The organism is Salipaludibacillus sp. HK11 (genome assembly GCF_047795645.1).
Classification (GTDB): Bacteria; Bacillota; Bacilli; order Bacillales; family Salisediminibacteriaceae; genus Salipaludibacillus.
This window is the reverse complement of record NZ_CP181045.1, coordinates 2,761,222-2,773,541: the sequence shown is the minus strand read 5'-3', so window position 1 is coordinate 2,773,541 and position 12,320 is coordinate 2,761,222. Positions and strand designations below refer to the sequence as shown.

Below are 12,320 nucleotides of genomic sequence, written 5' to 3'. Positions count from 1 at the left end.
CTGACCATACATTGGGCTTGTTTCCTCTTGCTCATATGTTCTGTTTAGGTGCATATTTTATTTCGGTTGTGTTAAGCTTTATAAATATTTAAAACAGAATTATCGATAACTTTATTAAGGTGAAAGGAGTGGTTGTTATAATGAAGGATAATCCAAGCCAAAAAGAAAAAAGTAACATACAAAAGAAACAATTTGTAAAATCAAAAGGTTATAAATGCTTCTTAATTTTTACTTATCTTATTACATTACCTTTTTTAGGCATGGTTGTTGCTGGTAACATTGGTTGGATGATTGCTAGTGTGATTGGTTTTACAGGAGCTTTCATTGTCTGGAAAAAATAAAATATCTCGTTTTACTTCACTTTAAAATAATACATAAATGTATTGCTCGGTATTTCATGAGTTCATGTCTGATCAGGAGAATACTACGACTAATGGAAGGTTTATAATAAATGTTAACTACTTATGAAATCGAAGAAGGAAGAACTGTTAAAGTGCCTCTATACTAGGATTTACATGTGAAAAGTAAATGCCGATTTAAACGGTTTTGTGAGCGACTATTTTCTATTGACAGGTAAGCGTTATCAAGGTATGATTATTTTGTAACCTTAACGATAAACTTCATTGTTAATCATTTAACGCTAGTATATACAAAAAACATATATACGAATTAATTTTTCAAGAGGACTAGCAGTAAAAGGGGCGTAATTCATGACAGTGAAAAATTCAGTGTTATTTGAAGAAATATTGCACGAACTAGAGAAAAACATTTTACCTTTTTGGATCAAGCGCACAGTTGATGAAAAAAATGGTGGTTTTTATGGTTATATGACTCATGAGGGGCAAGTGGAAGTAACCGCAGAAAAGGGTGGCATCTTAAACTCTAGAATTCTCTGGACCTATTCCAAAGCATACTGCCAAACGGGAGACCCACAGCATTTAAAGACTGCAACCCACGCATTTGATTTTTTGAAAAACAACTTTTTGGACGATCAATATGGGGGCATATATTGGATGCTAGATTATCATGGACATCCAACGGAGCCAAAAAAGCATATTTATAACCAGTCTTTTGCTATTTATGGTTTATCAGAATATTATCAAGCGACAAAAAAAGAAGAAAGTCTTGAAATAGCAATAGAATTGTTCCATCTCATTGAGAAATATGCTTATGACAACAAGAATAAAGGGTATTTTGAAGCTTTTACAAAAGAGTGGAAAGAAGTAGAAGATCAGAGTTTAAGTGGAAAAGATATGAATGCCGCTAAATCGATGAATACTCATTTACATATCTTAGAAGCTTATACGAATCTCTACAGAGTTTGGAAAGATGAATTATTAAAAGAAAAATTGGATGAGTTAATTCAAATTACGATAGAACATATTATCAACCCTGAAACAAATCAATTTAAATTGTACTTTAATGAAGCGTGGCATTCGCTTTCAGATGTTGTGTCTTATGGTCATGATATAGAAGGAAGTTGGCTCCTTCATGAGGCCGCAGAAGTTCTAGGAGATAGTGAAATTCTAACTCAAGTGGAAACAATCGCAATTAAAATGGCTGATAAAGTTCTTCAAGATGGATTTGATCAACATGGAGGCTTAATGAATGAATTAGAAGATGGTGAATTTGATCGCGATAAAGTGTGGTGGGTCCAAGCTGAAGGCATGGTAGGGTTTTTAAATGCCTATCAGTTAACGAAACAAGAAAAATATTTGGATGCTACGAAAGCATTATGGGATTTTACATCTAGCTACATCATTGATAAGCAAAATGGTGAATGGTTTTGGAAAGTAGATGGAGACGGAAACGTGGCTAAAGATATGCCGAAAGTAGAACCTTGGAAATGCTCTTATCATAATTCTCGTTTTTGTTTTGAAGTGTTAGAAAGGTTAGAAAGAATTTGAATCGAATGTTCTAGGGGGCTATCATCATGGATTACATTAAAGGAATGACTTGGGGGTGGGTTGGAAAACGCGGAGATTGGAATACCAATTCGGCGACTGACTCAATGGAAAAAATGAAAGAATTAGGTGTTAATTGGACTGCAATTGCTTTTGCAGGATTACAAGATACTGCTCAGTCAACAGAAATCAATTTCACAGAAAATCCCGTTGTCACAGATAAAGAGGTATATTGGGCGATTGCAAAAGCGAAAGAATTAAAATTGAAAGTTGTATTAAAACCCGTTGTCAATGTGAAAGACGGTACGTGGAGAGCTCATATTAATTTCTTTGATCTCGATGTTCCGTGTGAACCGAAGTGGTCAGACTGGTTTAAAAACTACGAGTTGTTTATCTTACATTATGCAAAAATTGCTGAAGAAACAAACTGCGAAATGTTTTGTATTGGTTGTGAAATGGTACAAACGGATCGAAGAGAAAAGGAATGGAGAGAATTGGTAAGAAAAGTCCGTGAGGTTTACTCTGGGCCGATTACTTACAACTGTGATAAATATCAAGAAGATCAAGTCAAGTGGTGGGATGCTGTTGATATTATTTCATCAAGTGGATATTATCCTGATGACTCATGGGATTATCATGAAGAGAGGATCGAAAAAATCGTCAAAAAATGGAACAAACCATTTTTCTTTATGGAAACCGGATGTCCAAGCCGAAAGGGCTCTTCAAAGGTGCCGAATGATTGGGATTTAAACAAAGGACAGATTGATCTCGATGAACAAGATCATTTTTACAAACAGATGTTTAAAGTATTTAATCGACAAGATTGGTTTTATGGATTTATGCTATGGGATTGGCCCGCGCGGTTATATCAAAAAGAAGATGCTTATAAAAATGATGATTATTGTGTGTATGGAAAACCTGCGGCAAAGACAATTGAATCTTTTTTTTTCACAAAATAATTTAGGTTTAAAGAGATGAGAACGAAGAAAATTATTTCTTAGTGGTAGTATTGCAAGAGTTTTAACTTTAAAGAATTAAAGTAGGGGAAAGATTGAAGACTATGTTTGGAGGGATTAACATGGCTGAGGCATATAGGAAGGTTTCGAGTTTTCTATCGCTTAATAACCTCAATTATAAGCATCAAAAAGTACTAATTATTTTACTGTTTTCTACGATTCCACTTGCGTTATTACTAACCTTTTCATATTTACCGCTAATGAATATGGTGATTTATAGTTTTCATGATTGGAATGGAATTAGCCCAGATATGGACTGGACAGGTATTAGTAATTATGTGCTAATGTTTACAAGGCCAGAATACTTTACGGTTTTTGTAGTTAGTTTGTATTATTTCTTTGCGACATTTGTACAAATGGCATTAGCTTTGTATTTTGCGTCAGTATTGAGTTTTAAGGTTAGGTTTAAGAACTTTTTCAAAGGAGTTATCTTTTTTCCGTTTTTGTTAAATGGGGTAGCAATCGGATTTATTTTCCTGTTTTTCTTTCGACCAGAAGGGACATTAGATGCACTCCTTGCCATGCTAGGATTGGGAGAATACTCACAACTGTGGTTAGGGAATCCTGACATAATTAATATTTCTTTGGCGGGAACTTCAATTTGGAGGTATATGGGCTTTAACTTCATTATTTTCCTCGGGGCAATCTCATCTATCTCGGGTGATATATATGAAGCGGCAGATATAGATGGCGCAAATGGTTGGCAAAAATTCCGTTTTATCATTCTTCCAAGTATTCGTAGAATCGTAGAGTTGAATGTTATTCTTGCCATTAGTGGTGCAATTGGTGTATTTGAAATTCCGTTTATCATGACGGGTGGAGCAAATGGAAGTACAACGTTTGTTATTCAAACCCTTAATACTGCGTTTGAATATAATCGTGTTGGCTTAGGTTCGGCAATGGGTATCGTGTTACTCATAATCGTCATAACAGTAACGATGATACAACGAATTTTATTCGGCGAAAAGGAGGCGTAAAATATGAGATTATTTTGGAGTATTGCTAAATATGTATCTTTATTAGCAGGTTTATTAATGACAACGATTCCGATTATCGTCGTATTTTTTGCCTCTTTCAAAACAACAGAGGAATATGCGCAAACTGGTCCATTGGACCCGCCGGAAAATTGGTTAAACATAGAGAATTATGTTCGGGCATTTACAGAAGGGAATATGTTATTAGGGTTTGCCAATACAGCATTTATGGTTATAATATCCGTATCTTTTGCTATTTTATTTGGCACAATGATTGCTTATGTGTTGAGTCGATTTAAATTCAGAGGGAGCAAGACAATACTTTTGCTATTTTTATTTGCGACGCTCATCCCTGCTGTAACTACACAAGTAGCAACATTTCAAATTATAAATGATCTTGGCTTATTTAATACAAGGTGGGCCGCTATCGTATTGTTTGCGAGCACAGACATCATTGCAGTGTATATCTTTTTGCAATTCCTTGACCGTGTTCCAATTTCGTTGGATGAATCGGCGATGTTAGATGGAGCTTCTTATTGGAAGATCTTTTGGAAGATTATCTTACCACAGTTAAAGCCGGCAATGGCTACAGTACTAATTATTCGCGGTGTAACGATATATAATGATTTTTATATTCCGTTTTTATACATGCCTAAACCAGATCTACAAGTTGTTTCGACGGCATTATTTAGGTTCCAAGGCCCCTATGGCTCACAATGGGAAATTATTTGTGCGGGCGTTATCATCGTGTTGATCCCAACATTAATTATCTTCGTCGCCTTGCAAAAGTATATTTATAACGGCTTTGCACAATCGCAAGAAAAATAAATAACGACTAAAAATAACATACAAAGAAGAAAAGCAACGGATGCGAAAGCAAAACTTGCTTTTTTTTCTTAAGGTCATTAGCACAAACGTGAATGGAGGACATAGATGGAGGTTTTGATAACTGGAGCAAACCGTGGACTCGGGTTGGCTTTAACGAAAACACTGATAACATCCGGTCATAAAGTAATAGCAATTGTGAGATCTGAGCAATCGAACTGTGATAATCTGAGGTGCTTATTAGATAAACATGCTGAGCGTTTACTAGTATTCTACTTAGATGTAACAAATGAGACGGAAGTTCAAGAATTAGCTTTCCGATTAAAAGAGAAAGATGTTCAATTGGATGGGTTAATTAACAATGCTGGTATCTTGCTTGGTAGAAACGAAAGTATAGAGAACCTTGTTATGAATAAAGTAAGAGACTCGTTTGCAATCAATGTCTATGGATCAATGAATATCATCAAACACACTTTGCCGCTTATGAATTCTAATTCGGAACAACAAAAGATCATTTTGACTATTTCATCTGAAGCGGGGAGTATCACTAATGCCTATGATGGCGATTACCCGTATGCGATTAGTAAAGCGGCCGTAAACATGTTTACGAAACAGATAAAAGAACATGTTAAAGGTGGAAACACTCGAGTATTTGTAATTCATCCAGGCTGGATGCGAACAGATATGGGGGGAGAAAATGCATTGGTTTCTCCTAACACCACAGCTGAGGAATTGATGAAAATTATCGAAGGCAGAATAGATATATCAGATGATTATTTCTTCATTAATTATCTTGGAGAACCGATGGATTTATAGAAAAACCGACGGAGGTTAAAATAAATGCCAATAAGTTATTATTCAGAATCATGTATTTTTCACTTACAAACCGAAAATTCCAGTTATGTTCTACAACTAGTAAAAAAGAAATACCTTGGTCATTTGTATTGGGGAAACAAGGTAAATCATTATTCTGGATCAAATGAACTTAGGTTTCGAGATCGATCATTTTCTCCCAACCCTGATACACCTGATCCGTATTTTTCTTTGGATACATTACCGCAAGAGTACCCGACCTTTGGAAACACAGATTTTCGTTTGCCTGCTTTTCAAGTTCAGCATGAAAATGGAAGCACAGTTATAGATTTGCAATATGAAAGCCATCAGATTTTTCAAGGAAAGCGAGGATTAGAGGGCTTACCTGCAACGTACGTAGAAAGTGAAAAAGAAGCAGAAACGTTGGAAATCACTCTTTACGATAAGGTTTCGACATTAAGAGTGATATTAGTTTATTCCGTTTTTAACGAGTATGATGCGATCGCTCGTTCTGTTAGATTTGAAAACGAAGGTGCGAAATCATTAAGTCTATTAAAAGCATCTTCTGCAAACGTTGATTTTCGAGATGGTGATTTTCAACTTATTACTCTTCCAGGGGCTTGGGCGCGGGAAAGAGATATACAAAAAGTTGATCTGCATCGAGGGGTGCAATCAATTGAAAGTAGGCGAGGAACGAGTAGTCACCAGCAAAATCCGTTTATGGCTTTAGCTAGAAAAGATGTGACGGAGACAAATGGTGAGGTGTATGGACTTAATTTAGTTTATAGCGGCAATTTCCAAGGATCGGTGGAGGTTGATCAATTTAACTACGCAAGAATAAATATCGGGATCAATCCATTTGATTTTTCGTGGTTGCTTGAAGCAGGCGAGTCGTTTCAAACGCCTGAGGTTGTGATGGTTTATTCTGGTGAAGGACTTGGAAAAATGTCGCGAATATTTCATGATTTGTATCGTGAAAGACTTTGCCGTGGGGAATTTCGAGATAAAGTTCGCCCTGTGCTAATCAATAACTGGGAAGCGACGTATTTTGATTTTAATGAAGAAAAGATTAAAGATATCGCATCTGTAGGTAAAGAGCTGGGAATGGAGCTTTTTGTGTTGGATGACGGTTGGTTTGGTAAACGGAACAGTGATAAAGGCTCTCTCGGAGACTGGTTTGTTGATAAAAACAAGCTGCCTAAAGGGATCGAACATCTTGGAAAAGAAGTAACGGAGTTGGATATGGAATTTGGGCTTTGGTTTGAACCAGAGATGATTTCAAAAAACAGTGATTTATATAGAGAACACCCTGATTGGTGTATTCACGTGCCGGATCGATACCGTTCAGAAGGGCGTAATCAATTAATTCTTGATTTGACGAGAAAAGAAGTGCGAGATGAGATTGCCTCAAGATTAATTTCCATATTGGAGAGCGCTCCGATTACGTATGTGAAGTGGGACATGAATCGTCATATGACGGAAACGGGTTCGGCAACTCTACCGAAGGAACGACAAAGGGAAACGGCACATCGTTATATGCTTGGAGTTTACGAGCTAATGGAGAAGATTACCAAGAAGTTTCCACATATTTTATTTGAAAGTTGTTCTGGTGGTGGAGGTAGATTTGATCCAGGAATTCTCTATTATATGCCGCAAACGTGGACCAGTGATAATACGGATGCTATTTCTAGATTAAGAATACAATATGGGACGAGTCTTGTGTATCCAATGAGTGCGATGGGGTCTCACGTCTCAGATGTTCCTAATCACCAGGTGCAAAGAATGACTTCGCTTGATATTAGAGGCCATGTGGCGATGTCCGGAAATTTAGGTTATGAACTAGACGTAACGAAGTTTTCTGCTGAAGATAAATTTGTTATTTCAGATCAAGTAAAGCAATACAAAAAGATTCGCGAAGTGATTCAATTTGGAGATTTCCACCGATTGTTAAGTCCTTTCGAAAATGATGATACTGCATGGATGTATGTTTCTAAAGATCGTTCGGAAGCAGTTGTCGCTTATTTCCAAATGTTTGGCGAAGCGAATGCTGCTTATAAAAAAATAAGATTTAGAGGTCTCAATAAGAATGAACTGTATAAAATTACGGAACTAAATAAGCATTATTATGGTGATGAATTGATGAATATTGGTGTGAATCTTCCTTTCTTAGAAGGAGACTTTCAAAGCGTGATGTGGACGATAAAACAAGTATAACTGCTGAATATAAAAAGGGGATAGTTAGATGAAGGAGATATTTGTAAAAGGCATGACATATGGCTGGAATACAACACGAGGTGCTTATCGAACGGAGGAAGCAGTAGAGTCAATGAAAAAGTTAAAAGCAACGGGAAGTGAATGGATTGCTTTGTCGTTCTTCACATTTCAGGAAACGTTCTCGTCTACGGAAATTATATTTGACTATGGTCATACAATGACAGACCGTGATATTGAATTTGCGGTACTAAAAGCAAAGGAACTAGGGTTAAAAGTTTGTTTAAAGCCTGTTGTAAATACAAGAGATGGACTTTGGCGGGCTAGGATTGGGTTTCCAGCGGATGCTTCAGTTTACTGGGAAAAATGGTTCTCTTCTTACACCAATTTTCTCTTACATTATGCAGAACTAGCCGAAGAGTTGGGATGTGAAATGTTCTGTGTTGGTTGCGAGATGATCAATACAGAATCAAGAATAGCAGAATGGGAAGAAGTGATTTATGTAGTTAGAAATGTTTATCATGGACCTCTGATTTACAATGCAAACCACGGGAAAGAAGATGGCGTCGCTTGGTTTGATAAAGTAGATATTATTGGGACGAGTGCTTATTTCCCGGTGGCAGAAGATGGCGATGCTAGCGAAGAAACCATGATTAAAAACTGGCGAAAAGTAAGAGACAAAATGTACTTGTTACACAAGAAATTTAATAAACCAATACTTTTTGTGGAAATAGGTTGTAGAAGTGCTAAAGGTTGTGCAGAAATGCCTTGGGATTTCCTTCACACGGAACTTCCATTTGATGAGGAGGAACAAGCGAATTTTTATTCGTCTGTATTAAAAGTCTTTTGGGATGAACCGTGGTTCGCTGGTTTTTTCTGGTGGGATTGGAAAACTAAATTATATCCAACGGAAGATGCGAAATTAGATGTAGACTTTAATATTCATGGAAAAAAAGCAGAGCTTGTTTTACAAGAATGGTATAAAAAAGATGTTAAGGTATTCTCTTAATAAAAAAGCTCGGAATAGGATTATCCGTCGAGGGTTAGGTGTGAGTATCGCAAGCACGTTTAGCTTGTGGTGGTTATCTGAATCTTACTTAGATCAGGACGCTGGATGAGTTAAAGAAAGAAGGAGATTAAACGTCTGCTTCTTTTTTATGTGTTCAGTAAATGAAGTTAATGAGATTCTCAGATTAATCAGGAGTAATAAACTAAGTGAATGTAAATTGCGGATAATATCTGCTTATGCTGAAATACTAAAAAAAGATGTATAAAAAAAATATAAAAAATAATTGACAACGATTACAAAAACATATAATATTATAATTAACTTAAACGATTACTTTAATCGAATAAGGGAGTTGAATCTATTTATTAATAGATTCGTAATATGTTCTGCAATATTAATATGAATAGCCTTTATAAGAGATTTATATGAACTTTTATTCATGTGATTTAACGAGGTGATTAATTATTAATATTTGTAGAATGCAATTAGGGCATAAACAAGTAAGCGATTTCATATTATTTTTTACTTGTTATTGCTTTACCGATTAACTTAAAATGAGGGGGAAGAAAAATGAGAAGGAAATATTTTTTGGCTTTAATTTTAGCGGCATTGATGCTTGTTGTTGTTGCCTGTGGAGATAACACCAATAATAACAACGGTGGAAACGAAGGGAACGATAACAATAATAATGATAATGGTGAAAACGGTGAAGAGGCTGCAGAAGATGTCAGTGGAGATATCACTGTACTGATTCACCGTACAGACATTGTTGATACATCTTTTGAAAGGTACAGAGAAAGTTTCAATGAAATTTATCCAGATGTTGAAATTAGTTTTGAAGCAATTACTGATTATGAAGGTCAGGTTAATACAAGAATGAATACCGAAGACTATGGTGACGTTCTTATGATTCCGGACGCTGTACCAATTGAAGATGCTCCATATTTCTTTGAGTCACTTGGAAGCACAGCAGAGTTAAGTGAAACTTATTTGTTTGCAGATGATTTTGCTTATGAAGGAGAAACTTACGGGCTACCAATAACAATTAATTCAGATGGTGTTATTTATAACATGTCCGTTTTTGAAGAAGCTGGTGTAGATGAGATTCCATCGACTCCGGAAGAATTTATAGCTGCTTTGCAAATGATAAATGATAATACTGATGCGATTCCATTGTACACAAACTATGGGGATGGTTGGCCGCTAGATCAGTGGGAGCCGATGCGTTTAGCAATTGCCGGTGACCCTGACTTTGCGAATGACTTACCTCATAATGAAACACCATTTGCTGAAGGTGAGCCACATTACATTTTATATAATATGATGTATGAAGCTGCGGCTAATGGATTAATTGAAGGAGATCCACTAACAACTGATTGGGAGTCTTCTAAACAAATGTTAGCTGATGGAGATATTGCTACGATGGTGTTAGGATCTTGGTCTTATGCTCAAATTACAGAGCTAGCAGCTAACCCTGAGGATATCGGATTTATGCCTTTCCCATATACTCAAGAAGATGGATCTGTTTATGCAACGGTAGGACCTGACTTTAATATTGGTGTGAATGCTCATACTGACAACTCAGCTGCAGCACATGCATGGTTAGAGTTCTTCATAAATGATTCAGGTTATTGGGAAGACGAAGGTGGAATTTCACCTCAAACAGATGATGAGTTCCCTGAATTCTTGCAAGCGTATGATGAGTTAGGTGTTGAGTTTATTTCTGAAAATCCAGCTTACGAAGGTGAAGAAGGTTTGCCGGATCGTGTAGATAATGCAGGAGAAGTAGGGTTATGGCAGCCGCGTTTCAAGCAAGAAATTATTGAAGCTGGAATTGGTAACCGTGATGACACTTTTGATGAAATTATGGAAGGTCTAAATCAAAGATGGCAAGAAGGCCGTGAAATTGAAGGCTTAGAGTAACTTAAAAGGTGATTAAAACAAAATGATCGTTTGATTCGATGACCTTCAAGAGAAATGACTTTTTCTAACCTTTATAAAGGTTAGAGAGGTTGCAATTTTCTTTTGGAGGTCATCTTTTTTTATAATCATGTGCGGGCTAAATCACATTTTACTTTAAGAGTTTGTTTTATTGCTTGTGAGTTGGTTTATGTTAGAATCACTTTCTTTTGGGGATAAATAGTAAGAAATAATGTATTTATAAAAAATACAATTTTTTATACGATTTAAGTTAAGTTGACACAACCACTTTGAGTCGGTATAATTAATTTTATTAAGTTATCGATAAATTAACTGTCATATCAGCAGTTATCTATATATTTTTACTTTTTATTAAGCGTAAAATAGTTAATAATTATAATCGAAAAGGTGTGAATCAAATGAGTATACATGAAAAATATTATGAATTATTAAAAAATCAAGAAAAGTTACTAGCAAAGAAAAATGAAGTGAAAAGCGATTTTTATAATGGAATCTATGAGCGGTATAATAATCCTGTATTAACAAGACATCATGTTCCACTTCATTGGAGATTTGATTTAGATAAAGAGGCTAATCCTCATTTCATGGAGCGATTAGGAATTAATGCAACGTTCAATCCGGGAGCTATCTACTTTAATGAGAAGTTTTATTTGCTTGTTCGCACAGAAGGGGTAGATCGAAAATCTTTCTTTACCCTTGCAGAAAGTGATAATGGGATTGACCAGTTTCGTTTTGTTGGTAAACCTATTACGTGGGAGAATAAGTATAAAGAGGAAACAAACATGTATGATATGAGACTTGTTAAGCATGAAGATGGCTGGGTTTATGGTATCTATTGCTCTGAAGGGAAAGATCCTCAAGCAGATGAATTTGATACGTCTAGTGCCATCGCTCAAGCTGGTCTTGTAAGAACGAAAGACTTAATAGAGTGGGAGCGTCTACCTAATATTACAACACCTTCTCCACAGCAACGAAATGTTGTGCTACACCCTGAGTTTGTTGATGGGAAATATGCTTTTTATACTAGACCACAAGATGGATTTATCTCGACCGGAGCTGGTGGAGGGATTGCGTTTGGTATTTGTCATAATATAGAAAATCCTGTCATTGATGAAGAAACTGTTATTGACGGTAAAGAATATCACACTGTTTATGAAGTGAAAAATGGTCAAGGACCTGCGCCAATTAAGACGGATCGAGGTTGGATTCACATTGCTCATGGTGTGAGAAACACTGCCGCTGGGTTAAGGTACGTCCTTTATACGTTTGCAACGAGCCTTGAACAGCCGCAAAAATTGATTGCTAAACCAGGTGGACACTTTCTTGCACCATATGACGAAGAGCGGGTTGGGGATGTATCAAATGTTATTTTTTGTAATGGGGCGATTGTTGATAAAGAAGGTAAATTGTTCATTTATTACGCATCTAGTGATACAAGAGTCCATGTTGCTACCACAACAGTAGAAAAGCTGATTGATTACACGTTTAATACGCCGCAAGATCCGCTTCATTCCTTGGATTGCGCACGGCAGAGAAAAAAACTTGTCGAAAAAAATCTACACTTATTAGGTGTGAAGTAGTAACATACTTAATAGACAGGGATTAATTAGTTAGCTGAAGGAGGTGT

The 12,320-nt window shown here is 36.2% G+C and carries 10 protein-coding genes; all 10 read left to right on the top strand.

What is annotated here, in order from left to right; genetic code table 11:
- Nucleotides 1-140: 140 nt before the first annotated feature.
- The gene (locus ACM26V_RS13435) at nucleotides 141-341 is read left to right on the top strand and encodes a hypothetical protein (RefSeq protein WP_416147221.1); all 201 of its coding nucleotides are present in this window, start codon (nucleotides 141-143) and stop codon (nucleotides 339-341) included.
- A 369-nt stretch (nucleotides 342-710) separates the two neighbouring features.
- Nucleotides 711-1,907, top strand: a complete 1,197-nt coding sequence (locus ACM26V_RS13430) for an AGE family epimerase/isomerase (RefSeq protein ID WP_416147220.1) — start codon at nucleotides 711-713, stop codon at nucleotides 1,905-1,907.
- Nucleotides 1,908-1,933: 26 nt separating this feature from the next.
- Entirely contained in the window at nucleotides 1,934-2,863 is a 930-nt protein-coding gene (locus ACM26V_RS13425) for a glycoside hydrolase family 113 (RefSeq protein ID WP_416147219.1), read from the top strand.
- A gap of 119 nt (nucleotides 2,864-2,982) precedes the next feature.
- Nucleotides 2,983-3,897 carry a carbohydrate ABC transporter permease gene (locus ACM26V_RS13420; RefSeq protein ID WP_416147218.1) on the top strand — a complete coding sequence of 305 codons (915 nt, stop codon included), beginning with the start codon at nucleotides 2,983-2,985 and terminating at the stop codon, nucleotides 3,895-3,897.
- A 3-nt stretch (nucleotides 3,898-3,900) separates the two neighbouring features.
- Complete coding sequence (locus tag ACM26V_RS13415; protein ID WP_416147217.1) at nucleotides 3,901-4,722, top strand: carbohydrate ABC transporter permease; 822 nt, start codon at nucleotides 3,901-3,903, stop codon at nucleotides 4,720-4,722.
- 105 nt (nucleotides 4,723-4,827) lie between these two features.
- Nucleotides 4,828-5,535 (top strand): SDR family NAD(P)-dependent oxidoreductase, encoded by a 708-nt coding sequence (locus ACM26V_RS13410; RefSeq protein WP_416147216.1) that lies wholly within the window; start codon nucleotides 4,828-4,830, stop codon nucleotides 5,533-5,535.
- Between the two features lie 24 nt (nucleotides 5,536-5,559).
- Entirely contained in the window at nucleotides 5,560-7,746 is a 2,187-nt protein-coding gene (locus tag ACM26V_RS13405) for an alpha-galactosidase (protein WP_416147215.1), read from the top strand.
- A 28-nt stretch (nucleotides 7,747-7,774) separates the two neighbouring features.
- Nucleotides 7,775-8,752, top strand: a complete 978-nt coding sequence (locus tag ACM26V_RS13400) for a glycoside hydrolase family 113 (protein ID WP_416147214.1) — start codon at nucleotides 7,775-7,777, stop codon at nucleotides 8,750-8,752.
- Between the two features lie 570 nt (nucleotides 8,753-9,322).
- Entirely contained in the window at nucleotides 9,323-10,675 is a 1,353-nt protein-coding gene (locus ACM26V_RS13395) for an ABC transporter substrate-binding protein (protein ID WP_416147213.1), read from the top strand.
- A 416-nt stretch (nucleotides 10,676-11,091) separates the two neighbouring features.
- Nucleotides 11,092-12,273 carry a glycosidase gene (locus tag ACM26V_RS13390; RefSeq protein WP_416147212.1) on the top strand — a complete coding sequence of 394 codons (1,182 nt, stop codon included), beginning with the start codon at nucleotides 11,092-11,094 and terminating at the stop codon, nucleotides 12,271-12,273.
- The last annotated feature ends 47 nt before the right edge of the window (nucleotides 12,274-12,320 follow it).

Coding starts and splice junctions, on each gene's coding strand:
- ACM26V_RS13390 (WP_416147212.1), top strand. CDS start 11,092: ATGAGTATACATGAAAAATATTATGAATTATTAAAAAATCAAGAAAAG.
- ACM26V_RS13425 (WP_416147219.1), top strand. CDS start 1,934: ATGGATTACATTAAAGGAATGACTTGGGGGTGGGTTGGAAAACGCGGA.
- ACM26V_RS13430 (WP_416147220.1), top strand. CDS start 711: ATGACAGTGAAAAATTCAGTGTTATTTGAAGAAATATTGCACGAACTA.
- ACM26V_RS13415 (WP_416147217.1), top strand. CDS start 3,901: ATGAGATTATTTTGGAGTATTGCTAAATATGTATCTTTATTAGCAGGT.
- ACM26V_RS13400 (WP_416147214.1), top strand. CDS start 7,775: ATGAAGGAGATATTTGTAAAAGGCATGACATATGGCTGGAATACAACA.
- ACM26V_RS13405 (WP_416147215.1), top strand. CDS start 5,560: ATGCCAATAAGTTATTATTCAGAATCATGTATTTTTCACTTACAAACC.
- ACM26V_RS13395 (WP_416147213.1), top strand. CDS start 9,323: ATGAGAAGGAAATATTTTTTGGCTTTAATTTTAGCGGCATTGATGCTT.
- ACM26V_RS13435 (WP_416147221.1), top strand. CDS start 141: ATGAAGGATAATCCAAGCCAAAAAGAAAAAAGTAACATACAAAAGAAA.
- ACM26V_RS13420 (WP_416147218.1), top strand. CDS start 2,983: ATGGCTGAGGCATATAGGAAGGTTTCGAGTTTTCTATCGCTTAATAAC.
- ACM26V_RS13410 (WP_416147216.1), top strand. CDS start 4,828: ATGGAGGTTTTGATAACTGGAGCAAACCGTGGACTCGGGTTGGCTTTA.